Genomic DNA, 24,852 nt, shown 5'->3' on the forward strand with positions numbered 1-24,852 from the left:
ATGGTTCCTTCGGGCCAGATTCCGTCCCTTATCTTGGTGCGGATGGCGTCTTCAGTATAGCCAGACTCATCCGAAAACTTCCTGATGGTCAAATGTCTGACTGGCATAGCTCCTCCAAAACTAAGCCCGCGTATGGCGGGCTTCTAGAGATTGCAAATTGCGATTCGGTATTCACCGGCACACCCGGGGGCGTTTGGGCCGATGCGGCGACATCACCAGGCCGACAAGGGCGCCGATGATGATTGCCGCAGGCAGGGCGAGAAGGTAGAGGGCTGTCATTGGGGTTCCTTTGGCTGATGCACAGGGCACGGTCGCAGGGAGCCGTCACCGCTGGGGCAGGAGCAGACCGGCGCGGCCTTGTCCGCCTGGGGCCGCTTGAGGGCGCGGATGGCAGATGCGCACGCGTCCAGAACGTTCTGATGCATGACCCCTGCGGAAAACGCGCCGCTCCAGCCGTAGATATCCTCACACTGCCGCGCCGCTTCCTCCAGCGCCGCATTGCGCACAGCCTCGATGGCCTGGGGCGCGGCATTCTCGATAGCTTCCAGGGCGCGCATCCACGGGCAGTTGCTGCTGCTGTGTTCGCCGATTGCCACCAGCAGATGGTCAGCGATGGCGTTCGCCAGCTTGTCGGCCATGTCGTGGTAATCGTCGCGCTCGGTCAGCGTCTGATCCCACAGATCGTCATCGGAGGGGCGGGCGTGCCCGTTCAGGAAGTGGCGTAGCGCGGTCAGTTCGCTGGCTGGTAGGCGTGCGACCCAATGGACGCTGCCCTCGGGGCCGTCAGGCCCTTCGCTTCGATCATCTTCCAGGGTGAAATCGTCCTCTGCGACGATGATCTGGCAGCTGCCGTCGCGCTGCATATGCAGGCTGGCCCCGTCCATCGACAGGACACCACTGGGGCGTCGGGCGGTTATTTGCGCCGGCTGCGCCTCCCCGGCTACAGGGGCGCTTGCCAGGGCGGCGCGGGCATTTTCAGCCGCCACGGCGTCAAGCAATTTGCCGCGTCCGGAGTGGACCAGCAGCGCCAGCCGTGCCTCGCAGTCTTGCAGAGCTTTCCGCAAAGCCCGCTCATCGGCTACAGGGGCGCTTTCCCCGTCAGCGTGAGGCAGTTTGAACGACAGGCAGCACCACCCATCCGCAAGCCCGTAGCCCGTCAGCACATGGCTGACGAAGCGCTGGCACTCGCGCCCGGTGTACACCAGCGGCGCGCCGGCTCGCATTTCCGCGCCGGTGTGCTTCGTTTCGCGCAGGCCCAGCACGTCACCAACGGCATAGCCTCGGTCGTTCAGACGGACTTCGAACGTCTTCGCGCCAGACAGGACCGCCTGGAAAACCTCGGGGTCTGTCTTGAGGATGTGGTACTGACGACTCGGTGCAGCCTGGACCACCACCCGCTCATCGTCTACAGGGGCGCTTGCCAGGGCGGCGCGGTCCCGCTCAGCGATTTCCCCCACGCGGTAGCCACGTTCAAACGACGGGCCGTCGTAAGCGATGCCATCGCAGTCGCTGGCGCTGATCCAGTCCGCCGAGATCGTCTCATCGTCCGGGGCTATCGGCGGCGCATCCTCATCGCCCGCCTGCACGCCCTCCGCGCGCAGCTTGGACAGGGCTGCTATGGCGTCGGCGCGCAGGATGAGATCCTGGCCGCTGGCGTTGTTGGTGACCGCGTAGCCATCCTGATGCCACCAAGTGGTGGCCGGGATGCTGTTGATTGCCGCCTGGGCGGCGTTGTTCAGGTTCTGATTGGTCATGCTGCCATCCTCAAGAAGAGTTCGCGGGGTGCGTTGGCGGTAATCAGGGCAATGGCCGGGGGTGGGCTGACGCTATTTCCGACCATGTGGACCTGCTCGGTCTTGGTGAACCGGCGCCCGTCGTGCCCGCGGTCGATGATGTAGCTGGGGGGGAACCCCTGAAGGTTGTAGAGTTCGGCCGGCGTTAGCATGCGCAGCCGGATGTCGACAACGACGTAGGGGGCGCCCTTTATGTAGACGGTCACCAGCGCCAGGCGGTCCTTGGTGGTTACGGTGCTGGCCGGCTCGCGCAGGTCCCCCAGCTGGCCGCCTTCGCCGTAGTAGCGCATCAGGAACGCGGCTACGCGGAGGGCGCCGGCCTCATGCTCAGCCGACAGGTCGTATTCAACCAGCGCGTGGTGTTGACCGGCCGCCGCCATCGTGCCGAGGGAGTCCGTGAGTTGCGCCCCGGTGCTATGGTGCCGCAGGGTGGTTAGGTGCGCTGTGATGAGCTGCTGTTGGCTGCCGGAATTGGTGATCGTGGACGCTGGCTGTCGCAGGTCGTGAGCCGGTGTGGCGTTGTAACCACCGTTGGCCTGGACCATAAATCCCGCAGCTACCGAAAAACCGCCGTTGCTCGCTGTCAGCGTGCCAACCGGGTCGGTTAGGTCGTTGCAGCCGTAGCTCCAACGCCTGGCGCCAGGCTTGCCCTCGCCGTGCCCAGCCTGCACGAGATAGCCCGCGGCGACGGCGTGTTTAATGCCGCCGGCGGTGGCGGTGCCGATGGGTTGATGAAGATCGAGGCATCGCGGGGCCTGTCCCTTACGTTCACCGTATCCGGCCTGGATGAGTACTGGCGTGGAGAGCATCAATTCGCCGCGGTGTGCTGCGGTGATCGTGGGGGCGGAGTCCTGCAGGGTGTGGATACGATCCGCGCCCTGGTGAGTGGCGGGGACCAGCGACGGAGCCACGACTGCATGCGACCCGCCTCGGGGCTTCGCCGTAATGGTGCTGATTGGTTCGCGCGTCGAATGGGATGCGTCGCGGCTCCAGTTGGCAATGGGCACGATGAACGGATCCGCGCAATCCAGTACGTAGCGCTTCAAGCCGCGGGCAATTCGCCGCATAGTCGCGTCAGCCAGGGGGCGCGGACGGTCGAAAATGGTCTTCCCTTCAATGCTCCAGTCGATTCCATCAGCTGCTTCGCGCCGCTTGCGCTGGCCCTTGCCGGGCATCTTGAAGTGGGTGGCGGACGGCCAGACGATGGGTTGCCCGTCTCGGCGCGCCATCATGAACAGGCGGGTGCGCTTGGTGCCGGCGCCGTAGTCTGCGGCATTCAGTTCCCTCCAATCGACTGCATAGCCTTGGCTGCGCAGGATCGCCACCAGGCGCCGCCAGTGTCGTCCGAAGTCCTTGGAATCCGGGATCAGATACTGATTCTGTACGGGCACGCGCTCACCAGGGGCCGCCACGCGGTTGACCATGCGGCCTGTCTCGGGGTCACGCACGAGGTCCAGCGTGACCACGCGTCCAGTTGCCGGATCACGTTTGGCTATAAGGCGGCCCCACTTGAGGATCTGGACCACGTTTTCGAGGCTGACGATGTCCGGCTTTACCGTCCCGGTCCAACGCACAGTCACCCAGGCAAGCGCGCGGATGTTCTTGTCGCGCGGCTGACCGCCCTTGGCTTGGCTGTGATCGGTGCAGTCGGGCGACAGGTGAAGCCAGCCTACTGCCTGCCCGCCGGTAGCCTGGCGCGGGCAGACTTCGCGCACGTCGGCGATGAAGTGCTTGGCCTGCGGGTGATTGACCTGATGCATGCTCAGTGCGGTGGGGTTGTGGTTGATGGCGATATGGACGTGCTGGCCGGTGGCCATTTCATACGCGGTCGACCAGCCGCCGCCACCGGCAAAGATGTCGACGACGATCTTGGTGGAAATCCCGAGGACGAACTGGGGAGTCAGCATTCCGAATGCTCCATTTGGGCCGGCGCCAGGTGGATTACCACCAGGCCCAGCTGCGTTGCGATGTGGTGTTCCAGGGTTGCGCCGCGGGACTTGTCCCAGCCGGGGAGCATGGCGATGGCATCGCACGTCACGAGGGCGGCGATATCGGCGCGCATGCAGTCAGCCCAGCCAGACGTAATGTCAGGGTTGATTTCTGCGGGGTTGACCACATCGTGGCCGCAGTCGCGCAGGCGCTTGGCCTCGGCGTGGAACAGGGGGAAATTGAGTTCGGGGTGGCCCGTCATGGGGCCGGCGAGGTAGGTTCGAATGGTCATTTGCTGTCACCCGCAAGGACAACTTGAATGGCGACGGGTTCTCCGACCATTGCCATGTCGTTGTGATTCTGGAGGGCGATTCGCAAGCTTTGCTTTGCCTCGCGGATTACCTGTTCACGCAGGCTGGCAAACGTTGCTGTCTCGTTCCAAGCGCCGACATGCACCTCAACCTTCAAGGTGACCAGGACCGATGCTGATGTGGGCGTGGTCATGCTGCCTCCCTTTCGATGTCGCGATACATACGGTCCACGGCCTTCTGCCGGGCATCCAGCTTCTTGGTGCGCGTCAGGTGGCCGTGCAGAGCTTTGTCGTAGGGTTCGATCTCGCGTAGCAGCCGGAGCTTTTCTTGGGTGTCGGTGGTCGCGTTACATTGGGCGGCCAGTGCGTCGCGCTTCGCGAAGTCGGGCTTGTCAGTTTCCCAGCGGGAAAACTCCGCGCCGTAGTCGGCCAGCAGCTTCTCGCTAGCAGTCTTCCAGCGGATGAAAAGCAGGTCTCGGCGACTGATGCGCAGGAAGATCCCCTTTTCACGCACGAAGGCGATGATTTCTTCCTTCGTGAACTGGTTGAGGACATCGAGGCCGTTTGTCATTCCTCGCCGCCTTTGCCCTGCTGGGCCGCACGGCGGACCCAGATGCAGACCGGCCCCCAGTCTTCGGTGTCATGGATGGACAGGACGAACCAGCCTTCGCCCTCGGGGCGGGGTGGTTCCCATGCGCTGATGTTGGAGTCCGGGTCATCGCCCCAATAGTTGATATAGGCGGGGTGGTCCTCGGCTTCGCTTTCCAGATAGGCGATGTGGGTTTGCAGCTGTTGGGCGTTGAACCAGGCGGCGGCCTCGACGCTTTCGCCTTCTTCGAAATCGGGGTGCGCCGGGTGCGTCCAGTAGCCATCGCTGTCGCGTTGGACGGGGGCGGCCTGGATGAGGGGAACGGGCACGTTCAGGGCGGCGCCCATGAGGCTGCTAAGCGCTTCATCGGGGGCGGTTGTGGTCTTGGGGGCGGGGGTGTTCATGATTCTTTCCTTTGCTCGGCGGCTTCCACCGCGGCGTTGATTTCGCGGGCATCCTCCTGCACTTCGTAGGTCTTGCCCTCGAAGGTGCGAACGTAGGATCGGATGCCGTGCCAGGCGCTGCTGGCGCCGGCCTGCTGAATGCTGGCGATGGCGTCGGCGGCCAGGTAGAGGGCGGCGCCCCTGGACTCGGTGAGCTTGATCATGCTGCGGGTTCCCCTTCGGGGATCGACACCTGGCCGGCTGCTGCGGTGGCCTCGGCGGCGAGGCGCTGCTTTTCGGCTTGCTTGGCGCGGACGGTTTCAACGGCGCCATGGGCCTGGAACAGATCCAGAAGGGCGGCGGTAGGGATGGTGATGGTTTCGCTTGCTACGCGGCCTTCCTGGGCGTCCAAGATGGCGGCGCGCTGTTGGGGGGCCAGGGCTTTGACGAAGGTATCCACGCTGCTGATGAGCGGGGAGACGACTTTGCGGGGCAGCGCGCGGCCATTGATGGTGCTGGCGGTGACTTTGGCTTTGCCGGTGGCTTTGGCCTGATCGACCTTGCCGGCGAGGAAATCGCCAGCGGAGGCGCCCAGCTTGCGGACGGCATCGATTGCTACCTCGGCGGACACCTTGCACGACCGCACCAGGTCTTGGACGTCGCGTTCGGCGTCGGCCAAGACAAGATAGTTTTCAACGTGGGTACGGCTGCAATGGACGATGGCGGCGATTTCCCCGCTGTCCAGGCCCGCGCCGCGGAAGCGCTTGAAGCCTCGCGCGGCCTCCAGGGGGCGCAGCAGGGCGTTCTTGTTGCTGGTGAAGATCCGGGCCTGTCGATCCGTTTCGTTGCCCTGGAATCCGATGATGGCGACCAGTTCAATCGGCATGCCGCGGGCGATTGCGCGACCGAGGGCGTCGTAGCGGCGGTGACCATCAACGATTTCCACGCCGGAACCGTCCGGCAGTGCCACGACTTCCAGTGGGGGAATCACGCCGCCGGCCATGATGTATTTGGTCAGTTCTTCGATGCCTGCTTCGTAGTCGGCATCCAGGTCGCGCAGGTTAAAACCCTCTTTCACGCGGATAACCACGTAGGGAACTTTCATGGCGTCGGCGCGCTTGATCGTGCCGTCCTTGATCATCGTCTTGAACGATGCGGGGGGATTGGTCATGGAGGAGCCTCGGCGGGCCATGCGGCCTCTAGAATTAATGTCCATTGATTAGGGGTACGATTCGTCCATTGACCAATCTGGAGATCGGCAATGAGTGATCGAGTCTTTGGGAAATTCGTCGTCTATGCGGGTGCGTTTCAAAGTGGCGATGAACCGGCGGTGGCGCATGTCACTACTAAGCCCACAACTGGCGAGGGAAAGGCGCGGGTATTCACGGTCCTGTCACCGCGTCCGTTTCGTACAGCAGAGGAAGCAATGCGCGCAGCGCATTCGGTTGTCGCGGCGGTACAGACGGTCAGCGACGATGGGGTTCCACACCCGTTGGCGTACGCGGGTTAGATGCGCTTTTCGCCGCCGAGGGCATCGACAAGCTCAGCCAATAGCTTGGCCAGTTCGCCGGTCATGAGCGTCATGTCCGAATCAAATTTCTCGTCATCGTTGGTGGCGATGGCGTCGTTGCCCTCTTTCAGCACGTCCAGCGGTGACAGGCGCTTGATATCCAGGGATTCGGTCAACACGAAGGAAACGCGGTCGGCCCAGGTGAGGGCAAGCCGGGTGCATTGCTTCCCGGCCTGGATGTGGCGGCGGGCGTCGTCGGCGTCGATGGAGTGCCGCAGGTAGCGAACTGCTGCGCGGCTTTCGCCAGAGGCCCGCAGTTCGCTGTCTTGATCGATGCTGAAGTTGGCGGGTGCTTCGTCTTCGGCCAGCCAGCCTGTCATAGCCGAGGCGGGCGATTGCGCGACGTAGAGGTTTTCGAGAGGGAACGGGTCCACGCACTTGGCCAGCAGGCCGATCACCTCATCGGCTTTGGACGATGCTGCGGCGTCGATCACCAGCCAGCGGTTGATCGGGTCGATCCACACGCGGGTATCGCGGTAGACGCTGAAGGCGCGCGGCAGAAGCTCATCGGTGACGCGTTCTTTGATTTCCTTCATCTGCTTACGACCGGGCTTGTAGCCTTGCTGCTCTTCGATTTCCTGGGCGCGGGCCTTGGCGACCTGGTTGATAACCGAGGCCGGCAGCAGCTTCTTGCCAGCGCGCAGGGTCAGCAGGATCTGGCCGCCCACGACGTGGGCCAGGCCGCCGCTTTCGCGCGGGGGAATCCAGCCCAGGGCCTGCATTTCCAGGTTGTTGCCAGGCTGGTAAGCCTGACGCTCCAGGGCCGCTTCCAGGTCATCGCCGAACAGTTGCCAGGCGCTGGACAGGCGGTAAATCTTCAGATTTCTGAACCACATGGGGAAGGCTCCGGTTTAGCCCTTCGCGGCGTAGGCGGTTTTGCCGCCGTCCTGGGCTGTTTGGATGGATTCATCGCGTTGCTGCCGTTCGCCGTAGCCCGAGATAAGCATGGCGAGGGCGATCAGGCAGAAAGCGGCATTGGTCAGCAGTTCGCGGTGAAGGCGCAGGAATTTGCGTGTCATTGCGGGTTCCAGGGGTCTGCCGCGACGTAGCGGCGTGAGAGGTAGTCGCCAAGGGGAGCCAGCACCAGCCGCGCGAAGGCGAGCAGGCCCAGGCCCCAGGCGAGGGGTTCGATGTAGGTCATGGGGATTTGCGCGGATGCGCGGTGGTGAGGCTTCGGAGAGCAGGCCGGAGGCCCGATCAGTTCACTTCCAGGGGAAAGTCACTCTTTGCGCCGGTGACGAAGCGGCGCCGGCCCGCTCTCCGAAGCCGCCCCGGCGTGCGGGGCAGGGCGGGGCTTACAGCTTGCCGTTGCGATCCAGCACGCTAAGGATCGGGGCGATGATGTCGAGCAGGGCTTCGAGAAACTTGACCATGTGTGGCTCCAGGTCAGGCGGTGATGGGTTGGCAGTGGGTGACGCACACGCAGCCGCTCTTGCCTTCCAGCCAGACGACTGCGGTGTGTCCGCTCAAGACTTCGGCGGGGGTCTTGGTCTTGAACGTCTTGGGCGGAGTCAGCCCCTTCACTTCGCTGTATTCGACGATGTCGCCGACCTGTACACGGGCGTTCCAGGCGTCGACTTCCTTCTGGGGGTTGGGTCTACGGTTCACGGGGATTCCTTGGGAGGGGGATCAGGCAACAGCGCCTGCCGATACCCCGCACGCGGGGCATGAGCCGGGGCTGTCACTCCGGGCAAGCATCAGCCTGGGGCAGCACCGCAGGCACTTCGGCGGTAGCCAGCGCGGCACGCGCCAAGGTCTTGAGGTGCCGGGGGGCGCTGGGCGACAGTGCCACGGCGCGCAGCGCGTCGGCCATCGTCGGCGCTGCCGCCATGAGGTAGGCAGTTGCGATTTCTTCGGCGCTGTTCTCGGTGGGCTGGAATGCACTGGGATCTTCGTTCCATGTTGCCGCCTTGCCCGACTGGCGATGAGCGTCCGTTTCAACGAAGGCGGTGTTCGTTTGAGCGACCTCGCGGTTCCATTCCCCCTCGTTTTTGTCCACGCAGGGTTCGTAAATAACGGGCCACGCGCCCGAGCAGGTGCTGTTGATGGCCACCTGAAAGGGGCGGGCCAAGCCGTTGGTACTCATGGTCATTTCCTCACTGCTGGGGTTGAGCTTCGACGATGGCCGCATTCAAGCGGCGCTTGAGGATGGGGCGCACTGCGTTGTCGACTGCGGCGCGCATTTCGTCATCGAGGGGGATATCGCCGTGCGTGGTGTGGATGGCGACGGCGGCGGCGAGTTGTACGGAGATTGCCCGGGAGAGGGCTTCGGCTTCGTTCATGGTCGGCCCCTGGGTCAGTCGTCGTACTGTCCGCGCGCGGCGTACTCCACGTCATCCGCGTCCATATCGAATTCGATTTTTGTGCGGCCGACGTACAGCGCAAGCAGGGTGGCTTCAAATCCGCCCACAGCATGGGGCAGAGACAAGGGGGTGATCTGCGTGCCATTCAGTTTCAGCGAGTAGCAGTGGCCGTCCTGGTCGAAATCGAGCCGGTAGTCTGCGGCGTATTTTTTGGTCTCGCTGGTTCCGCTTCCGTACAGGCTCCCTTTGGTCGTCCTGTGGTCAAGGTAGAGGTGCGAGAACCCATACTGTTGCTCAAACAGCGCGTAGAACGCCCCGTGTTCTTCGACGTGCAAGCCGTGCCGTGCATCCTCCATGAGTTGGGAAAGCTTGACGGTGGCGGGCATGTCGGGCATCACGCTGGCGGCGGCTTTTGCCAGCGCGGTAGTCAGGGTGGTCGCGTTGTGGCCGTGGACCGCATCGCGCAACACTTCATTCAAAACATGCTGGAACTTGGCGACATCGGCTATCTCGATGCCGTGCGGCATTGCGCCAGCAAGTTGTTCCTTGAGGGCGGTGCGGAAGGTGCTGCGATAGCCTGTGGCGTCATCAATGGCGCTGGTGATGGCTCCGATGATGTGCTTGTCCAGAATGGGTTGGAGCTTTTCGGGCGCTAGGGCCTGGGCAAGGGCGGCTTCCAGGTCGATGTTGATCTTCAGTTCCATGAGGGGTGTGTCCTAGAGGGGAGGGATTTGCCCCGGCACCCGGGGCGGGTGGGGGTGGTCAGGCGGCGACTTTGAGGGCCATTCCGAGACGCTGGTGCACGGCGACGGCATTCGGGTGCGCCGGGTCCAGCTTTCCGATCAGCCGCAAGGCGTCGGTGGCAGTCTCGACCAGGCCGGGAAGATCGGGCATTCCCGCCAGGCCGTAGGCGGCGGCGAAGGCGGCTTGATCGGCGTGGGATTCCAGTACGGTGCCGCGCTGGGCATGGCCGACGAGGTAGCCGATGACGATGGCGCCTTTGCTGTGCTCGCGCACTTCCAGCCCGTCGGAATCCAGGCTGGATACCTGCACTCGGGCGCAGACGTTGTTCAGCGCGCACATGGCGCTGTATACGGCCTGGGCCTGTGCGGCGGTGAGGATCAGATTGCTTTGCATGGTGTTCTCCTGGCCCCTTGCGGGCCTGGCTTTTAGGCAACGAATGCCAGCCACAAGTCGCCCATGACCCAGGCCATTTCGTCGTAGTGTTCCCATCCGCGCGTTTGGGCGAACAGGTCCAGGGCCTCGGCCGAATCGACAGCGAGGGTGTTAAATCCCGATGTATCGCCCAGATTCTTTGCGACGTAGTAGCGGTGCATGCTGTTCTCCCTGTTTCCCACCGGGGGTGAGGTGTTGGCTTCGGTAAGCGCTGACTCGCAGCGCTGGCCGAAACCCGCTTTTCAGCGGAATCGGATTTCATGCCGGGGTTATCGTCGCCACGCCCGGCTGGGCGTTGCCTGGCTGTAGGCCAAGCACACAGGGGCCGGGGGGGCGCGCTGGCGCCTGGCTTGTCCTGTTTCGCCCTTCCCCGGTGGGGGCGGGCGGCCTCGGTTGTTAAAGAGCGGCGGGGGCATTGGGCTTTCGCCTAAGAGCCATTCCGTTCTTACATCTTAGTAGACTAAGATTTAGAGAGTCAAGAAAAACTTAGCCAACTTAGATTTATTTAGCGAAAGGCCTATGGCACAATCAGATACGTATCTGAAAGGTCGCTGAAGATCAGCCAGTGGAGGCAGCAGGGATGCGCGGTGGGATAAGTCGGTCGGTGAAGATGTTGATGGTGTCGGGCGCGACGTTGGATAAGCGCGCGAACGCAGTTCGAGCCGAGAATCTAAAGCTGCTTTTGGCGCGGGCCTATACGGACCAAGTGCCTACCGTCGCGGGCTTTGCGCGTAAGTTGATAAGCGCAGGCGCTTTGGTCACCGAAAGCGCCATCCGCAACAGCATCTGTGGGAAGGCGCCTTTGCCCAGCGAGATGGCGAAGGAGATTGAGCTGGCTATGGAACTGCCCGCCGGCTGGATGAACGTGGATCATTCTTTTGTCTTTGGCGCATCATCCGGTCCGGCGCTTGAAGGAGTAGCTGCCGTTGCGGCGAAGGCAGTGGCCCCCGCCGCGGTAGCAAAAGCAATCAGTTGATTTGCATATCGTAGGTGGTTCCGGCGTCGTCGAGGCACGCGCCTGAACCCATTTGTAGGCGAGGGTTGAACGCGAAGATGCAGCGCAGCCCGCTGCCATCGCCAGCCCGTGCGAATACGCTGCCGTTACCGCCCACGAAACCTAGTTTTTCCCGCTTAGCCTCCATCGGCGGCGGAAGGTCGTCGGCGAGGCTGATGGACGGAACAGAGTAAGTCGCGTCGGATCGGTAAGAGAAAAGCCCGGTGTAGGTTTTCCCGTTCAATTCAATTGTCGCAGTGGCACCGTTGGCTTTTGCTTGCCCTCTTCCAACAGCGCCACTTTTTTGAGCCATCAGGTTCAAGTCATAAGTAGTGCAGCCGGCTAGGGAAACCACAGAGGCCAAAAAAAGCGCTTTTTTCATGAGTCACGAACCCTAGAAGAGTTAGAAGTCGTGACTACACCACACCTTTAGGACTCGGCCAAAGACCTCAAAGTCCATATCCGGGGTGATGTCCCACGAATCGTATTTGCTGTTTTCAGATTTCGCGCGAATTATCATCCCGTTTGCCACGGGTATGGCCTGCAACCGCTTTATGTAGCCCTGGTTGTGAACGCGGAAGAAGTAAACGGCGTCAAACTCAACCGAATTAACCCCACGGTCCACGATTAGCGGGTCACCGGGGTTGAATAGCGGACGCATTGAATCACCGAACCCCGTCACGATGCAGAGGTTTTCCTTAGCGGAGTAAGTCGGCACGTTCTTGTGCAGCCATTCGCTGTTGACGTGCCAGGCTTGGATGATCCCAGGCTGGTCTCTCAGTTCCAAACCGTTTCCCATTGCGCCGCCAGTTTCAAACTGGGGTATCTCCACCTCACGCCGACGTGTCGCAGACGCGAGCACCATTTGATTCGGGCCTTCCTTCGTGGCCCCGTGCTCCGGCCGCATCGGCCCCGTACCGTCAAACAACCACTGCGCGCTCACGTTGAGAACAGGGGCGGCTTTGAAGCATGACGCTAGGTCCATGCCATTGGCGCCATTGAACCAATGAGTTGCCGCGGCAGAGGTCGCGCCCACCGCTTTCCAGAGTTCCGTTTTCGTGAGGCGAGGGAGCCCGGCAACTGCGCGGCGCGCCGCTTCTGTCTCGAAGGCGAGGTTGATTCGATCTTGGAATGCCATCTTAGGATGCTAAACAATTATTAGCTTAGTTGGCTTGACCCTAAAATCTTAGTGAACTAAGATACATCAAGGAGAGAGCCTATGACCGATTCGGAAATCATTGATGCATTGGGCGGGACGGTGGAAGCCTCCCGCCTGTTCGATATCACCACTAGCGCCATTTCCCAATGGCGCACAAAGGGTATTCCCAAGGCGCGCCGGCAGTTCCTGCGCATCGCGCGGCCCGACCTGTTCCCTCCGCCTAAGCCCCGGGAGGCGACCCATGCAATCACCTGATGCGCTGACTGCTGGCGAGGTGCTGCGCGATCTGCTGGAAGACATCTGCAACCGGCACGCGCTGCCGCTCCATCTGATTCGCTCGCACGATCCCAACGACACGCGAACGCCGCCCGCGCCTGGCGCGATCCAGATAGGCCCGCTTGATGTGCCGTGATGTGTTCCATGTCGCACATCGTAGGGCGGGGGCGACAAGCCCGAAACCCTGATCGCACCCGGAATTCAAGGTAAGACCTCATGACCCATCGCTACACACAGATTGATCCGCATGACGCGCTGTATATCGGCGTGCAGAAGACGCCCGGGGGCGTTGAAGAACTGGCCGCCTTCATGACGAACCGCCGCGGCGTGTCGATGCATGCGGAAACCCTGCGCCAGAAGCTGCGCCGGGTGAAAGGCCAATCCATGTCCCTGGACCTGTTCGAACTCGCCACCGAATGGATGATGGAGAAGCAGGGGGGCGAGGCTTACGCACGGGATTGGCTGCTGGCGTTGAACTTGCGACACGGCGTGTCCGCCAATGTCTTGCCCCCGGCGCCGCTGCATTCAAACGAAGTGGACGCTGCTCGCCAGAAGGTGATGGAGATGTCGCAACTGAACGGCGAACTGTCGGCGGTGGCGATTGAAGCGCTGGCTGATGGCGATATCTGCGAGGCGGACGCCTCGGCCATCGTGATCGAGTGCCGAAAGATCGTGGAGAAGGCCCAGCGCCTGGAACGCAACGTGGTGCGCGCCGCAAGCGATAAAGCGAGGCTGGGATGCTGACGCGTGCAGATTCTGGACGCCCGGTGCGCGCAGTACGCGCGCCTGCGGCGGGCAAGGGGGCGGCGCTGTCTCGCGTGGCGGCCATGATGTGCGGCAACGCGAAGTTTCAGCGGTGGGTTGAATCCCGCATCGGCGCCGCCCCGCTGGGCGTGGCCCCCAGCCAGCATGCTGCGCAGTTCGTTCGGGATGTGTGCGGCGTCGAGAGTCGCGCCCAGCTGGACCACAACGCCAGGGCCGCCACGTTGTTCCATGAGGCGGTGCGCAAGCCGTTCGTGAAATGGAGCGGCCTGTATGCCTGACTGCCTGCACATGTTCAAGGGCTACCGCGTGCCGCCGGAGACGGTTGAGGCGGTGCGCCAGGCCATCATCGGCACGCCGCGACGTGTCGATGTGTCGGCGTTGCGTGCGCTGGTTGTGCCTGCTTTGGTGGCGGTGCAGCCCTGGCCCAAGACCACCCGAGAAGACGCTGCAGCCAGGGCAGTGGACTCGTTTTTGTTCGACGCAGTTCGCGCTGGCCTGGTCACGCGACACGCGAACGCCTGGCGCTGGCCGGCTTGGTATCGGGCCAAGGTGCAGACGGGGGCGGCATGTCGTTGAAGCGCTCCACGCCGTTGCGTCAGAAAACCCCGATGAAGCGCAGCGCGGTCCCGATGATGCGGGCCAAGCCCATGGCGCCGCCGCGGGCTGCGATGAAGGCGCGCAAGAAGGGCAAGAAGCCGCCCAAGACCGTTTACCGCAACCCGGCGCTGCTGGCTCTCGCCAAGGACCAAGAGTGTCTTACTCGGGTGCCGAAGTATTGCTGGGGCGGCACTGAATCGACAGTTGCAGCCCATTCCAACCGAATCCGCGACGGGAAGGGGAAGGGGATCAAGGCCCATGACTGGGCCACGGCCCACGCCTGCGGCGGCTGCCACTACTTCCTGGATCAATCTACCGCCCCGCTCGCATTGAAGCTGTCCTACTTCATCCCCGCCCTGCGTCTTACGCGGTTGCGGGTCATGGCCATGGGCAAATGGCCCGAGGAAGCGGAGCGCGGGTATCAACTTTTGTATGGAGAGTCGCCATGAGCGTGAAAGTCATGGGGATGGTGTTTGACCGGTATCCGAACGGCGGCGGGGAAATGATCCTTGCGCTTGCGCTCGCGGACCATTCCAGCGACGACGGGACCGGTATCTATCCCTCCATCGCGTCCCTGGCCGAGAAGACGCGTCAGTCCGTCCGGGCAGTGCAGTACCAGCTGCGCGGCATGGAAAAGGCGGGTTGGCTGATTCTGGTCAACGCCGGCAATGGGGGGCGCAATATGCGCCGTGAGTACCGTATTTCCGAGGCCTGGATAAAGGGTGCAGATTTTGCATCCCTCAAACCGGCCGCTCCCAGCCAAGAAAGCGGTGCAGATTTTGCACCCGTTGAAGAAGCGGAAAAGGGTGCAAACCACGACATAAAGGGTGCAACTGACGACGTAAAGGGTGCAAACGGCGACACGAAAGGGTGCAACGGGTTGCACCCGCATATAACCGTCATAGAACCGTCAGAACCATCAAGAACCGTCAAAGGCGTGCGCAGGCGCTCGCCAGGGTTCGATCCGATGAGCCTGGAGTTGCCGGAATGGCTCGATGCGGAACTGTGGGGGCGCTGGGTGCGTCACCGAGTGCAGATCCGCAAGCCGTTGACCGAAGAAGCCGCCAAGCAGCAAGTGGTCGACCTGGCCGGCTTCCGGCAGCAGGGGCACGCGCCTGAGTCCGTCATTGCCCATGCCATCGGCAGAAGCTGGCAAGGCCTGTTCGCACCGAATGGAGTCGTAGTCGGAGCTTCGTCCCGGCCCAGCAAGTTCAACCCCACGGCACACGTGAACCGCAATCGCACCTCAGGAGCAAACGGCTATGACGATGACCGCACAATCGACGCCTAAGCAGTCCATGTGGGCCGTGCCCATGGCGAAGCTGGAAGGCATTTCGCTGATCGACCACCTGTGGAACCGGCTTTCGGGTCAGTACGGGGAGCGTTGGCTTCGGGGCTTCCCGGACATGCAAAGCATTGAGAACTGGAAGCAGGCTTGGGCGGAGGGGTTTGACGAAGAGCGGCTGACCCCACGCGACGTGGCCGAAGGGTTGCGTATGTGCCGGCGCATGTCTCCCGACTGGACACCTACGCTGGGCGTGTTTATCCGGGCCTGCCGTCCGGACTTGGAACCCGAGGTGGCATTTCACAAGGCCGCTGCTGGGATGGTGGCCCGGCACAACGGTGAACAGGGCAATTGGCCGCATCCGGCCATCTTCTGGGCGGCAGTGGAAGTGGGGGCGCACGACATGCAGCATTGCTCCTATGCCACGATGAAAGCCCGCTGGGAACGCACTTTCAATGAGGTGCTGGCCCGTGGCGAGTGGAAGCCGGTTCCGGCCATCGTCAAGGCCCTGCCTGCCCCGCCCGTGACGGCAACAAGCCGCGCCCAGGCTGAAGAGCAGATGCGCAAGATTGGGGCGACAGGCATCATGAACCAAACTGGGCGCGATCCATTGCGCGGTTGGAAGCGGATCATCGCCGAGACGCAGAATCCGAAGGGGCGGCGCTACTCCCCGGGCGTCGTGGCGATGGCGCACAACGCGCTGCGCATGGGTGTGGAGCAGGGGGCGCAGGCATGAGCGCGCTATCTCGCAACAAGGGCGCTGCCTACGAGCGCCGAATCGCCAACCAGCTGACCGAAGCGACGGGGGCTGCATGGCGCCGCCGGGTGCGGAATCACGAAAACGACAGCGACGTGGTAGCCGACGACCCGGCCTATGCCCGTATCAGCATCGAGTGCAAGCACGCAAACACGCTTTGCCTGCCCGCCTGGTGGCGTCAGACCATGAACCAGGCCGGCGCGGAGGGAATCCCCGTGCTGGTCTACAAGCGCACAGGCACGGTGGGCGACTTGGTGATGCTGGACGCCCACGACTTGAACCCGAAGACATTTCCCGTCCGGGGGCGCCACACGGTGACCCTGGGGTGGGATGCCGCCATGCAGTGGCTGCGGGAGAAGCTGCCCGCGAAAGTTACTTTTTCACCGGATATCTACTGATGACTACCTTGACGATTTCCCGCATTTCCTCGGTGCCGGCCGGGGCATCCAAGGCCGAGCCTCTGTTCAAGAGTGCCCACGCAGCCCTGGTGTTCGCGCTCAACTACTCGATGCAACAGTACGACAGGCCGCTGATGAACAAGAAAGCGGCTGGCCCTGCTGTCGGTCCCGGGAAAGGGCTCAGCGGCCTGGACGGTGCAGGGCAGGCAGGCATGGTGCGAATCGAACTCGCTCAGTTGAAGCCGATTCAACAGGCTGCGCTTATCGCGAGCGCGGCGCCCCAACAATTGCCCTGCGATTGCAAGGTGTCCTGCTGCTCTGGCCTGAAGCTCAATCAGGAGTGGGCAAATGCAGTACGTGACCTCACCACTGCCGCGGCGGCCGGTGCGCTGTCTGGCTGCGTTTCGAAGGATCGGCTGCGCTCGATGCTTATTCAGCGTCTGTTTGGCGCTAAGGTCACTTTGTCGAAGCTGGCAGAAGATCACAAAGTCGATGAGCGCACTGTCAGTGCGCATCACACCAAGCTCAAGCGGTGGCTGTTCGGGGCGGATGGCGAGGTTGGCTTGCATCAGCAGGCCAGCCAAGCGTTTACTCAGCGGTTGCGGGACTGCGGGTGGCTCGATGCGACAGGGGCTGAATAAATTCTCTTGACGATGTGGTTTTTTACCCTCAATATAGGCCCTTAACGGATACGGTGTATTACTGCGTCCAACAAAACCCGCCAAGCGAAAGCCGGCGGGTTTTTGCATTTCTGCGGGCTTGGCCGAGTGGTCAGGCTGTGGCCTTCCAAGCCTCCTACGCGGGTTCGAACCCCGCAGCCCGCTCCATTTTGTGGCGTAGCTCAGCGGATAGAGCGCATGGTGCGCAGAGTTAAACGAGAACGAAGCGCGGCATGAGGACGCCGGTTCAATTCCGGCCGCACATCTACACATAAGCCCCGATACGGATACGTCCGGTCGGGGCTTTTGCATTGAAGCTATAGAAGACGGCGACAGCCGGAGAATCGCGAGTTCCCCGACTGACAGCCGAAACACGGACTGACCCGTGATCGACCCAAGGCCGTCCCACCTGTACAGGCGGCGGCCAGTTTACATGGACGCTCACAAGTGGCAAAACCGATCATTCCCTGGCTGGGTGGCAAGCGCCGCCTGGCCGACAAGATTCTCCACCATTTTCCCAAGCATTCCTGCTACGTCGAGCCATTCGCCGGTGGGGCGGCGCTGCTGTTCGCTAGGCCGGAGCCGGCCAAGGTCGAGGTGCTGAACGATATCAACGGCGACTTGGTCAACCTCTACCGCGTGGTTCAGCACCACCTGGAAGAGTTCGTGCGCCAGTTCAAGTGGGCGCTGACCAGCCGGCAGATGTTCAAGTGGCAGAAGGAAACGCGGCCCGAGACGCTGACCGACATTCAGCGCGCAGCCCGCTTCTACTACCTGATGCAGAACTGCTTCAGCGGCAAGCTGGAAGGGCAAACCTTTGGCACAGCAACCACCTCCCCGCCAGGCCTGAACCTGCTACGGCTGGAGGAAACGCTGTCCGCAGCACACCTGCGGCTTGCGCGCATATACGTCGAGCATCTGCCGTGGCTTGATTGCATCAAGCGCTATGACAGGCCGCATACGCTGTTCTACATGGACCCACCGTATTGGGCTACGGCCGGCTATGGCGTCGAGTTCGGCATACAGGAATACGCCTCAATGGCCGAGGCCATGCGCACCATGAAAGGCCGTGCCCTGGTCAGCGTCAACGATCATCCGAAAATGCGTGAGGCGTTCGCAGGTTTCCCCATGCAGGTACTGGATATCCGGTACACGGTCGGCGGCGGCGCGGGGGTACCGCGCAGTGAACTGTTGATTCAGAATTGGGCCGACTGACGGCCCACCTAATCCGAACCTTCGCCACCGAGGGCCGCGCGTTGGGCATGACGCGCGGGGAAGGGATCATCGCGCCGGGCGGTGTGCAGTTGGTGGCACCCGGCACGCACATGAAAGGCTTCCTTATGGCAGTCACGACAATTGAGTTATCTATCCGCCTGGCTTGGTGGCTACGCCCTTATCTACAGGGCGTAGCCATCGCCAGCGCATTGACGGGCGTAGAGCCGAATCCAGACAAGGTGATGTACTGGGTCAAGCGCGGCCTACGGCCCCACGTCAAGGTGCGCAAACCATGAAGCTCAAGACGCTCAAGCCTCGTTTGGTTGTGGCTGCCGCAAGGTTGGCGCACGCTCCAACACCCAGCGCTAAGCGGATGACTGGGCGTAGGTTACAAGAGCGGCGACTGCGTGTTTGGTCCGCTGACCCCCATTGCGCGCATTGCGGGGCATTGACGGTGTACCCCCAAGGGTTCGAGCTGGACCACAAGGTAGGCCTCTTCGATGGTGGCGAAGATACCGACGCCAACACGCAGATCCTCTGTGTCCATCGAGATAGCCAGGGCCGCAAGGTTGGGTGTCACGACCTGAAAACCCGCAGCGATCTTGGGTATCGGCATCGACAGTAGGTCAGCAGGCCAGTAGAAGCCGTGAGAGCGCTTTTCCTGCGAAGGCATGGCGCGGGCCGGGCGTCGTGGCGGCCGCCTCATGGCGACCCTGTGGGCGGCCCGCAGACCCCTCCGAAGGGGTGGGGGGGGGCGAAAGTCCGAGGGGTCGCATCATTGGAAACCACCTGTTCCCTCACGCGCAGAAAATATTCCCTTAACCGGATTTGTTAACCGAGATTGCTAATGGCATTAACCGACAAAAAGCGCCGCTTTGTGCAGGCGTTGCAGTCGGGCCTGTCCGGTGCGAAAGCCGCTATCCATGCGGGTTACAGCGAAAAAGGGGCGGCCGTTGCAGCGTCCCGCCTGATGAAAGACAAGGACATCCAGGAAGCCCTGGGCCGTGTTAACCAGGTTAACAAGCTGAAGGAAGAGGCCGAAGCCGCGGGAAAGCCGATTTCGCTACCGGATTTGGGCGCGCTCTATTCCGATCCGTTGGAGTTCCTGAAGGCGGTCGCGAACGATCCCGAACAGGACATGAAGCTGCGCGTGGATGCAGCGAAAGCATGGGTTCCCTACGTCCATGGAAAGATCGGGGAGCCGGGCAAGAAGGACGCCAAGAAGAAGGCGGCCGACGCGGCTGTGGCTGGCGGTAAGTTTGGTGCGCCGCCACGGCCTCCGCATCTGCGTGTTGTTGGGAAGGGCTAAGCCATGGGTTGGACAACCGCGTGCCCAGATTGGGCGGATCGGCTGCGGGCGCGCAAGTCAATCATTCCGCCGCCGATCTTTTCCGACCAAGCCGAGTATGCGTTGGGCATCTTCAAGCAGTTGAAGGTGGTCGACCTCCCGCAGATCTATGACGACGCCATCGGTGAGTACCGGCATCAGACGTTTGGCGAATGCTCCGAAGAATGGGTGTTTGACTTCGTTCGCGCCATCTTTGGCGGCTATGAGGCCGACACGGGTAAGCAGCTGATCCGTGAGTATGGCCTGCTCATCAGCAAGAAGAATACGAAGTCCACCATTGCCGCCGGCATCATGCTAACGGCGGTGATCATCTGCTGGCGCCAGGAAGAGGAGCACTTGATCCTGGCGCCGACGAAAGAGGTTGCCGACAACAGCTTCAAGCCTGCCGCTGCAATGGTCCGCGCAGATGAGGAACTGTCGGAGATGTTCCATGTGCAGGATCATGTCCGAACCATAACGCACCGCGTGACACGCAACAGTCTGAAAGTTGTTGCAGCTGACACCGACACGGTATCTGGCAAGAAATCCGGCAGGATTCTGGTTGATGAGCTTTGGCTATTCGGCAAGCGTGCGAACGCCGTCGCCATGTTCATGGAAGCGCTGGGCGGTCAGGTATCACGCGACGAGGGCTGGGTTATCTACCTGACCACGCAAAGTGACGATCCGCCGGCAGGGGTGTTCAAGGAAAAGCTGGCCTACTGGCGGGATGTGCGAGATGGCAAGGTGGTGGACCCCAAGACGCTGGGGATCTTGTACGAGTTCCCAGATGACATGCTTGAATCCAAGGCGTATCTGGACCCCGCCAATTTCTACTTCACCAACCCCAATATTGGCAGGTCCGTAAGTGCTGAGTGGTTGGAGGATCAGCTTAAGCTGATGCGCGCCAGGACTGACGGAAGCTTCCAGCAGTTCCTGGCAAAGCACCTAAATGTCGAAATCGGCCTGAATCTGCGATCCGACCGCTGGGCTGGCGCGGATCACTGGGAGGCGCAGGCGGATCGATCGCTGCGTCTGTTGGACGACTTCCTGCGCCGGGTCGAGGTAGTGACGGGAGGTATTGACGGTGGAGGACTGGACGACCTGCTCGGTCTAGGCCTGGTTGGCCGAGAACAGGGTAGCGGTCGATGGCTGCATTGGGGCCGAGCGTGGGCGCACCCGTCAGTGCTTGAGCGCCGCAAAGAAATCGCGCCTCGTCTGCGGGATTTCGAACGAGATGAAGACTTAGTCATCGTTAGCAAGATCGGCGAGGACGTGGCCCAACTGGCTGCGATCATCCGGCGTGTATTCGATGCTGGCCTATTCCCTGAAAAGGAGGGTGTCGGCGCCGATCCCAGCGGTATCACCTTCGCTGAAGCATTCGCTGAGGCAGAGATTCCCGAAGAACTGCTTGTGGGCGTGTCGCAGGGGTGGCGTATGGGCGGCACGATCAAGACGGTCGAACGCAAGCTAGCGGAAGGCACTTTTCTACACGGGGGCACTGCTTTGATGGCCTGGAGCGTAGGAAACGCCCGAGTCGAGCAGCGGGCCAATTCAATTCTGATCACGAAACAAGCCAGTGGAACTGCCAAGATTGATCCGCTCATGGGTCTTTTCGATGCGAGCCACCTGATGGCGCTAAACCCAGAAGCAAGCGGTCGGTCGGTGTACGAGACTCGCGGCATTCGCTTTATCTGAGAGAACCCATGAAACTATTGGACCGCTTTCTGGGCAGCACGGCCAACGAGTCGGCGCCTGAAGCTGGCCCGCGCTTAGAGCCCAGCATTGCACTCGAAAGCGTGCAGGCTTCGCAGCAGCCAAGGGGGCAAGCTTTCCGGGGGTTGGATGACCCGGCGTTGCTGGAATACATCCGCAGCGGAGACTACAGCAGCCGGGTGGAGTCGCTGCGGAACATGGCTGCATTGCGGTGCGTGTCTCTAATCGCCACGTCCCTTGGCATGCTACCGCTTAATCTGATTCGAAACGACGCATCCAAAGCGTCAGCGAAAGACCATCCAGGGTATCGGCTGATGAAGCTGAAGCCGAACGGCTGGCAAACGCCCTTCGAATTCAAGAGCATGATGCAGCTGCACGTTTTGCAGCAGGGCAATGCCTACGCCCGGGTGATCTGGTCGGCTGGTCGGCCGATTGCGATTGTTCCCATGGCGCTTGGGTCCGTTAAGGCCGAGTTGGCGGGCTGGGAGATGCGCTACACGTACACGCGGCCGGATGGTCAGCAGGTACTGCTTGCCCAGAAGGATGTATTCCACCTGCGAGACATCTCTATCGACGGCGTAGCGGGTCTGGGCCGCATGAAGCTCGCGCGAGATGCCATCTCGTTGGCGCGGGACGCCGAGCGCGCTGCTGGTCGGGTGTTTCGAACGGGCAACCTGGCGGGCGGTGCAGTGGAGGTGCCCAAAGCCCTCTCGGATACGGCCTATGGCCGCATGCGCAGTTCCCTTGACACCGATTTTGCGGGGGCCGAGAACGCCGAGCGCTGGATGCTGTTGGAGGAAGGCGCCAAGGCAAACAAATTCAAGGTCACCGCAGCCGAAGCGCAGCACATCGAGAACCGAAACGCGCAGATCGAAGAAGTAGCGCGCGCCTTTGGCGTGCCACGACCGCTCCTGATGATGGATGACACCAGTTGGGGGTCGGGCATCGAGCAGCTGGGGATCTTCTTTGTGCAGTATGGATTGCAGTTCTGGTTTACGGCGTGGGAGCAGGCCGCGATGCGCACCTTCCTCACCGATGAGGAATTGGACGAACTGGCCTACAAGTTCAACGAGCGCGCGCTTATGCGCGGCACCTTGAAAGACCAGGCGGACTACTTCGCCAAGGCATCGGGCGCGGGCGGGCATGCGCCTTGGATGTGGCAGAACGAGATCCGGGACTTGTCCGACCTTCCCGCGAGCGATGACCCGCAGGCAAACAGGCTGCGCGACCCCATTACCCAGAAAGGAAAATCTAATGAGCCTGCTGCAACTTCCTGAAATCAAGGCGGACGCCCGCCTGGGGGGGGCCGATTTCGACCTTCGCCCAGACGCCCTGGAACGGTGGGCACCCCAAGTGCGCGCCGCGAACGAAGGCGAGGATGCCAGTATCTCGATTTACGACGCCATCGGGGAAGCTTGGGATGGAAGCGGCGTGACCGTCAAGCGTATCCAGTCCGCATTGCGCTCCATCGGTGCGCGGGACGTGACGGTCAATGTCAATTCGCCTGGGGGGAATTTCTTCGAAGGCGTGGCGATCTATAACGCACTGCGAGAACACAAGGCAAAGGTGACGGTCAAGGTCCTTGGCCTGGCCGCATCGGCCGCTTCAGTAATCGCCATGGCCGGCGATGAAATTCTGATGGGGCAGGGGTCATTCCTGATGATCCACAACGCCTGGGCTGTCGCCATCGGCAACCGCCACGACCTGGTCGATGCTGCGGCGAAGCTGGAGCCGTTCGACGAGGCCATGGCGCATGTCTATGCGGCCCGCACGGGGATGACGCCCAAACAGGCTGCCGCCTTGATGGACAAGGAAACCTGGATTGGCGCGGACCAGGCCGTGGAAGATGGTTTCGCCACCGGGCTACTGGACGGCGCCGCGATTAGTGAGGCCCCCCAATCCAGTGCGGAGCGGCGGGCCTTGGCCCAAGTGGAGGCGGCCATGGCGAAGGCCGGATACAGCCGGTCTTCGCGGCGCGACACCTTCAAAGCACTTTTCTCCGGCAAGCCGAGCGCTGCCGAACCCACCAAGCCGTGCGCTGGTGCCGACGTAGCAGCCCTGCTGCAAACCACACTTTCAACCCTGCGAGGTTAAACATGAAGCACCAATCGAATGCCCACGTGCTGCGCGGGCTGGTTTCCGTTCGCGCCGACGCTGGCGGTCCGGGAGAAGTACGGGCCTTGATCGAGCAACTGAACCAGGCCTTCGCCACGTTCAAGGACGAGCACACGAAGCAGCTGGACGAGGTCAAGAAGGGCACGCACGACGCCCTGCAGGCGCTCAAGGTCGAGAAGATCAACGCTGACATCTCCCGGCTGCAAACCGGTATCGACGAAGCCAACCTGAAGATCGCATCGGCCCAGATGGGCGGGGGCGGCGGCCAGGTCCTGAAGGACGCCGAGTACAGCGACGCGTTCAACGCCCACTTCAAGAAGGGCGACGTGCAAGCCGCCTTGAACAAGGGGGCCGCGGAAGAAGGGGGTTACCTTGCTCCGGTGGAATGGGACCGCACAATCACGGACAAGCTGGTGCTGGTTTCGCCCATGCGCCAGCTGGCAACCGTGCAGCCCGTTTCGGGCGCCGGACTCACCAAGCTGTACAACCTGGGCGGCACGGCCTCGGGCTGGGTCGGCGAAACCGCCGCCCGTCCGCAGACGAACACCGCGGGCTTCGCCTCGCTGACCTTCGGCTGGGGCGAGATCTACGCCAACCCGGCGGCCACGCAGCAGATGCTGGATGACTCCGCGATCAACCTGGAAAGCTGGCTCGCCGGCGAGGTGGAAACCGAGTTTTCCCAGCAGGAAGGGCTGGCCTATGTTTCGGGCAACGGCACCAACAAGCCTTTCGGCATCCTGACTTACATCGTGGGCGGTGCCAATGCCGCCAAGCATCCCTTCGGGGCGATCAAGGTGGTGAACAGTGGCGCTGCGGCTGCCATCACCTCGGACGGCATCATCGACCTGATCTACGACCTGCCCTCGGCCTTCACGGGCAATGCGCGCTTCGCCATGAACCGCAAGACCCAGGGCCTGGTGCGCAAGCTGAAGGACGGCCAAGGCAACTACCTGTGGCAGCCGTCCATGGTGGCGGGCCAGCCGTCCACCCTGGGCGGCTTCCCGCTCACCGAGGTGCCGGACATGCCCGATGCGGTGGCCGGCTCGGCCGCTGTGCTGTTCGGGGACTTCAAACGCACGTACACCATCTACGACCGCGTGGGCGTGAAGGTGCTGCGTGACCCCTACACCAACAAGCCCTTCGTGCAGTTCTACACGACCAAGCGCGTGGGTGGTGGTGTCCACAACCCCGAGCCGATGCGCGCGATGAAGATTGCCGTCGCGGCATAAGCCCTGATTGGGGGATGGCCGCCGGCCGTCCCTCTGACAACGCACTGGAGCTGAAATGCCCAAACTGATCAAGACCATTCGCGGTGTGCCTGAAGGGGAAATCTACCCGGTCGAGTATTCCGCAGGCGAAGACTGCCCCATTTGGCTGCTGTCTGCCGCGCGCGACCAAGGGGCGCTGGAAGATTTCAATGACGACCCTCCTGAGATGGTGGCGCTGCGCGCTCAGCTTGATGCGCTGGAAATCAAGTACGACAAGCGGTGGGGCATGGAAAAGCTGCGCGCCGCCCTGGCCGAAGGTAAGAGGGACTGA

Annotated in this window: 38 protein-coding genes and 2 tRNA genes; 20 read left to right on the top strand and 20 right to left on the bottom strand. The window is 62.2% G+C overall.

Features of this window, described 5'->3' with window-relative positions; translation table 11 throughout:
- Window positions 1-275: 275 nt before the first annotated feature.
- From AC3WMR_RS02960 to AC3WMR_RS03040, 17 genes are all read right to left on the bottom strand, one after another.
- Window positions 276-1,754, bottom strand: a complete 1,479-nt coding sequence (locus AC3WMR_RS02960; RefSeq protein ID WP_492262588.1) for a DUF3850 domain-containing protein — start codon at window positions 1,752-1,754, stop codon at window positions 276-278.
- The gene (locus tag AC3WMR_RS02965; RefSeq protein ID WP_492262589.1) at window positions 1,751-3,700 is read right to left on the bottom strand and encodes a DNA cytosine methyltransferase; all 1,950 of its coding nucleotides are present in this window, start codon (window positions 3,698-3,700) and stop codon (window positions 1,751-1,753) included. The genes AC3WMR_RS02960 and AC3WMR_RS02965 overlap by 4 nt, the downstream gene beginning before the upstream one ends.
- A complete protein-coding gene (locus AC3WMR_RS02970; protein ID WP_492262590.1) occupies window positions 3,694-4,014 on the bottom strand; it encodes a DUF4406 domain-containing protein in 321 nt (106 codons plus the stop codon). The genes AC3WMR_RS02965 and AC3WMR_RS02970 overlap by 7 nt, the downstream gene beginning before the upstream one ends.
- A complete protein-coding gene (locus AC3WMR_RS02975; RefSeq protein WP_492262591.1) occupies window positions 4,011-4,226 on the bottom strand; it encodes a hypothetical protein in 216 nt (71 codons plus the stop codon). The genes AC3WMR_RS02970 and AC3WMR_RS02975 overlap by 4 nt, the downstream gene beginning before the upstream one ends.
- Window positions 4,223-4,603: a hypothetical protein gene (locus tag AC3WMR_RS02980; protein WP_492262592.1), complete on the bottom strand. Its 381-nt coding sequence runs from the start codon at window positions 4,601-4,603 to the stop codon at window positions 4,223-4,225. The genes AC3WMR_RS02975 and AC3WMR_RS02980 overlap by 4 nt, the downstream gene beginning before the upstream one ends.
- Complete coding sequence (locus tag AC3WMR_RS02985; protein WP_492262593.1) at window positions 4,600-5,025, bottom strand: hypothetical protein; 426 nt, start codon at window positions 5,023-5,025, stop codon at window positions 4,600-4,602. Before AC3WMR_RS02985 ends, AC3WMR_RS02980 begins: the two co-directional genes overlap by 4 nt.
- Complete coding sequence (locus tag AC3WMR_RS02990; protein WP_492262594.1) at window positions 5,022-5,228, bottom strand: hypothetical protein; 207 nt, start codon at window positions 5,226-5,228, stop codon at window positions 5,022-5,024. Before AC3WMR_RS02990 ends, AC3WMR_RS02985 begins: the two co-directional genes overlap by 4 nt.
- Complete coding sequence (locus tag AC3WMR_RS02995; RefSeq protein WP_492262595.1) at window positions 5,225-6,175, bottom strand: ParB/RepB/Spo0J family partition protein; 951 nt, start codon at window positions 6,173-6,175, stop codon at window positions 5,225-5,227. The genes AC3WMR_RS02990 and AC3WMR_RS02995 overlap by 4 nt, the downstream gene beginning before the upstream one ends.
- 335 nt (window positions 6,176-6,510) lie before the next feature.
- Entirely contained in the window at window positions 6,511-7,410 is a 900-nt protein-coding gene (locus AC3WMR_RS03000; RefSeq protein ID WP_492262596.1) for a recombination-associated protein RdgC, read from the bottom strand.
- 15 nt (window positions 7,411-7,425) lie between these two features.
- A complete protein-coding gene (locus AC3WMR_RS03005) occupies window positions 7,426-7,593 on the bottom strand; it encodes a hypothetical protein (RefSeq protein ID WP_492262597.1) in 168 nt (55 codons plus the stop codon).
- Entirely contained in the window at window positions 7,590-7,715 is a 126-nt protein-coding gene (locus AC3WMR_RS03010; RefSeq protein ID WP_492262598.1) for a hypothetical protein, read from the bottom strand. The genes AC3WMR_RS03005 and AC3WMR_RS03010 overlap by 4 nt, the downstream gene beginning before the upstream one ends.
- A gap of 245 nt (window positions 7,716-7,960) precedes the next feature.
- Window positions 7,961-8,182, bottom strand: a complete 222-nt coding sequence (locus AC3WMR_RS03015) for a hypothetical protein (RefSeq protein WP_492262599.1) — start codon at window positions 8,180-8,182, stop codon at window positions 7,961-7,963.
- A 73-nt stretch (window positions 8,183-8,255) separates the two neighbouring features.
- Window positions 8,256-8,660 (bottom strand): hypothetical protein, encoded by a 405-nt coding sequence (locus AC3WMR_RS03020; protein ID WP_492262600.1) that lies wholly within the window; start codon window positions 8,658-8,660, stop codon window positions 8,256-8,258.
- 10 nt (window positions 8,661-8,670) lie between these two features.
- A complete protein-coding gene (locus tag AC3WMR_RS03025; protein WP_492262601.1) occupies window positions 8,671-8,856 on the bottom strand; it encodes a hypothetical protein in 186 nt (61 codons plus the stop codon).
- A gap of 14 nt (window positions 8,857-8,870) precedes the next feature.
- On the bottom strand, window positions 8,871-9,581 hold the full coding sequence (locus AC3WMR_RS03030) for a hypothetical protein (RefSeq protein WP_492262602.1): 711 nt from the start codon (window positions 9,579-9,581) through the stop codon (window positions 8,871-8,873).
- Window positions 9,582-9,639: 58 nt separating this feature from the next.
- On the bottom strand, window positions 9,640-10,014 hold the full coding sequence (locus AC3WMR_RS03035; RefSeq protein ID WP_492262603.1) for a hypothetical protein: 375 nt from the start codon (window positions 10,012-10,014) through the stop codon (window positions 9,640-9,642).
- A gap of 32 nt (window positions 10,015-10,046) precedes the next feature.
- On the bottom strand, window positions 10,047-10,214 hold the full coding sequence (locus AC3WMR_RS03040) for a hypothetical protein (protein WP_492262604.1): 168 nt from the start codon (window positions 10,212-10,214) through the stop codon (window positions 10,047-10,049).
- Between the two features lie 443 nt (window positions 10,215-10,657).
- Here AC3WMR_RS03040 and AC3WMR_RS03045 point away from each other — a divergent pair, with 443 nt between their 5' ends.
- Entirely contained in the window at window positions 10,658-11,029 is a 372-nt protein-coding gene (locus tag AC3WMR_RS03045; protein WP_492262605.1) for a hypothetical protein, read from the top strand.
- Here AC3WMR_RS03045 and AC3WMR_RS03050 read toward each other — a convergent pair.
- Entirely contained in the window at window positions 11,022-11,429 is a 408-nt protein-coding gene (locus tag AC3WMR_RS03050) for a hypothetical protein (RefSeq protein WP_492262606.1), read from the bottom strand. The two genes, AC3WMR_RS03045 and AC3WMR_RS03050, sit on opposite strands and share 8 nt — an antisense overlap.
- Window positions 11,430-11,450: 21 nt before the next feature.
- Window positions 11,451-12,185, bottom strand: a complete 735-nt coding sequence (locus AC3WMR_RS03055) for a S24 family peptidase (protein ID WP_492262607.1) — start codon at window positions 12,183-12,185, stop codon at window positions 11,451-11,453.
- 81 nt (window positions 12,186-12,266) lie between these two features.
- On the opposite strand from AC3WMR_RS03055, the gene AC3WMR_RS03060 reads away from it, so the two are divergent.
- The 13 genes from AC3WMR_RS03060 (at window position 12,267) to AC3WMR_RS03120 (ending at window position 18,158) form a co-directional block, all read left to right on the top strand.
- Window positions 12,267-12,461, top strand: coding sequence for a helix-turn-helix domain-containing protein (locus AC3WMR_RS03060; RefSeq protein ID WP_492262608.1), 195 nt, complete (start codon window positions 12,267-12,269; stop codon window positions 12,459-12,461).
- Window positions 12,448-12,618: a hypothetical protein gene (locus tag AC3WMR_RS03065; protein ID WP_492262609.1), complete on the top strand. Its 171-nt coding sequence runs from the start codon at window positions 12,448-12,450 to the stop codon at window positions 12,616-12,618. Before AC3WMR_RS03060 ends, AC3WMR_RS03065 begins: the two co-directional genes overlap by 14 nt.
- Before the next feature lie 80 nt (window positions 12,619-12,698).
- A complete protein-coding gene (locus AC3WMR_RS03070; protein ID WP_492262610.1) occupies window positions 12,699-13,226 on the top strand; it encodes a phage regulatory CII family protein in 528 nt (175 codons plus the stop codon).
- Window positions 13,227-13,249: 23 nt separating this feature from the next.
- Window positions 13,250-13,525 (top strand): hypothetical protein, encoded by a 276-nt coding sequence (locus AC3WMR_RS03075; RefSeq protein ID WP_492262611.1) that lies wholly within the window; start codon window positions 13,250-13,252, stop codon window positions 13,523-13,525.
- Window positions 13,518-13,823, top strand: a complete 306-nt coding sequence (locus tag AC3WMR_RS03080) for a hypothetical protein (RefSeq protein ID WP_492262612.1) — start codon at window positions 13,518-13,520, stop codon at window positions 13,821-13,823. Before AC3WMR_RS03075 ends, AC3WMR_RS03080 begins: the two co-directional genes overlap by 8 nt.
- The gene (locus AC3WMR_RS03085; RefSeq protein ID WP_492262613.1) at window positions 13,814-14,293 is read left to right on the top strand and encodes a nuclease domain-containing protein; all 480 of its coding nucleotides are present in this window, start codon (window positions 13,814-13,816) and stop codon (window positions 14,291-14,293) included. The genes AC3WMR_RS03080 and AC3WMR_RS03085 overlap by 10 nt, the downstream gene beginning before the upstream one ends.
- Window positions 14,290-15,135 (top strand): phage replication initiator YdaU family protein, encoded by an 846-nt coding sequence (locus AC3WMR_RS03090; protein WP_492262614.1) that lies wholly within the window; start codon window positions 14,290-14,292, stop codon window positions 15,133-15,135. Before AC3WMR_RS03085 ends, AC3WMR_RS03090 begins: the two co-directional genes overlap by 4 nt.
- On the top strand, window positions 15,107-15,865 hold the full coding sequence (locus AC3WMR_RS03095; RefSeq protein WP_492262615.1) for a replication protein P: 759 nt from the start codon (window positions 15,107-15,109) through the stop codon (window positions 15,863-15,865). Before AC3WMR_RS03090 ends, AC3WMR_RS03095 begins: the two co-directional genes overlap by 29 nt.
- Window positions 15,862-16,284, top strand: a complete 423-nt coding sequence (locus tag AC3WMR_RS03100) for a putative PDDEXK endonuclease (protein ID WP_492262616.1) — start codon at window positions 15,862-15,864, stop codon at window positions 16,282-16,284. The genes AC3WMR_RS03095 and AC3WMR_RS03100 overlap by 4 nt, the downstream gene beginning before the upstream one ends.
- Window positions 16,284-16,925, top strand: coding sequence for a hypothetical protein (locus tag AC3WMR_RS03105; RefSeq protein WP_492262617.1), 642 nt, complete (start codon window positions 16,284-16,286; stop codon window positions 16,923-16,925). The genes AC3WMR_RS03100 and AC3WMR_RS03105 overlap by 1 nt, the downstream gene beginning before the upstream one ends.
- A gap of 112 nt (window positions 16,926-17,037) precedes the next feature.
- Window positions 17,038-17,111 (top strand) — tRNA-Gly (locus AC3WMR_RS03110).
- A 3-nt stretch (window positions 17,112-17,114) separates the two neighbouring features.
- Window positions 17,115-17,208, top strand: a tRNA-OTHER gene (locus AC3WMR_RS03115).
- A 182-nt stretch (window positions 17,209-17,390) separates the two neighbouring features.
- On the top strand, window positions 17,391-18,158 hold the full coding sequence (locus AC3WMR_RS03120; protein WP_492262618.1) for a DNA adenine methylase: 768 nt from the start codon (window positions 17,391-17,393) through the stop codon (window positions 18,156-18,158).
- 388 nt (window positions 18,159-18,546) lie between these two features.
- Here the strand turns inward: AC3WMR_RS03120 and AC3WMR_RS03125 are convergent, their stop codons facing one another.
- On the bottom strand, window positions 18,547-18,831 hold the full coding sequence (locus AC3WMR_RS03125; RefSeq protein WP_492262619.1) for a hypothetical protein: 285 nt from the start codon (window positions 18,829-18,831) through the stop codon (window positions 18,547-18,549).
- A 174-nt stretch (window positions 18,832-19,005) separates the two neighbouring features.
- Between AC3WMR_RS03125 and AC3WMR_RS03130 the strand changes: the two genes are divergently transcribed.
- Genes AC3WMR_RS03130 through AC3WMR_RS03155 form a run of 6 tightly spaced genes read left to right on the top strand, consistent with a single transcriptional unit; the run spans window position 19,006 to window position 24,852 of the window.
- Window positions 19,006-19,467: a terminase small subunit gene (locus tag AC3WMR_RS03130; RefSeq protein ID WP_492262620.1), complete on the top strand. Its 462-nt coding sequence runs from the start codon at window positions 19,006-19,008 to the stop codon at window positions 19,465-19,467.
- A 3-nt stretch (window positions 19,468-19,470) separates the two neighbouring features.
- The gene (locus tag AC3WMR_RS03135) at window positions 19,471-21,180 is read left to right on the top strand and encodes a terminase large subunit (protein WP_492262621.1); all 1,710 of its coding nucleotides are present in this window, start codon (window positions 19,471-19,473) and stop codon (window positions 21,178-21,180) included.
- 8 nt (window positions 21,181-21,188) lie between these two features.
- Window positions 21,189-22,475, top strand: a complete 1,287-nt coding sequence (locus tag AC3WMR_RS03140) for a phage portal protein (RefSeq protein WP_492262622.1) — start codon at window positions 21,189-21,191, stop codon at window positions 22,473-22,475.
- Complete coding sequence (locus AC3WMR_RS03145; RefSeq protein WP_492262623.1) at window positions 22,453-23,292, top strand: head maturation protease, ClpP-related; 840 nt, start codon at window positions 22,453-22,455, stop codon at window positions 23,290-23,292. Before AC3WMR_RS03140 ends, AC3WMR_RS03145 begins: the two co-directional genes overlap by 23 nt.
- A 2-nt stretch (window positions 23,293-23,294) precedes the next feature.
- A complete protein-coding gene (locus tag AC3WMR_RS03150) occupies window positions 23,295-24,542 on the top strand; it encodes a phage major capsid protein (RefSeq protein WP_492262624.1) in 1,248 nt (415 codons plus the stop codon).
- Window positions 24,543-24,597: 55 nt separating this feature from the next.
- Complete coding sequence (locus AC3WMR_RS03155) at window positions 24,598-24,852, top strand: hypothetical protein (protein WP_492262625.1); 255 nt, start codon at window positions 24,598-24,600, stop codon at window positions 24,850-24,852.

Source organism: Achromobacter sp. FW305-C-28 (assembly GCF_058783235.1).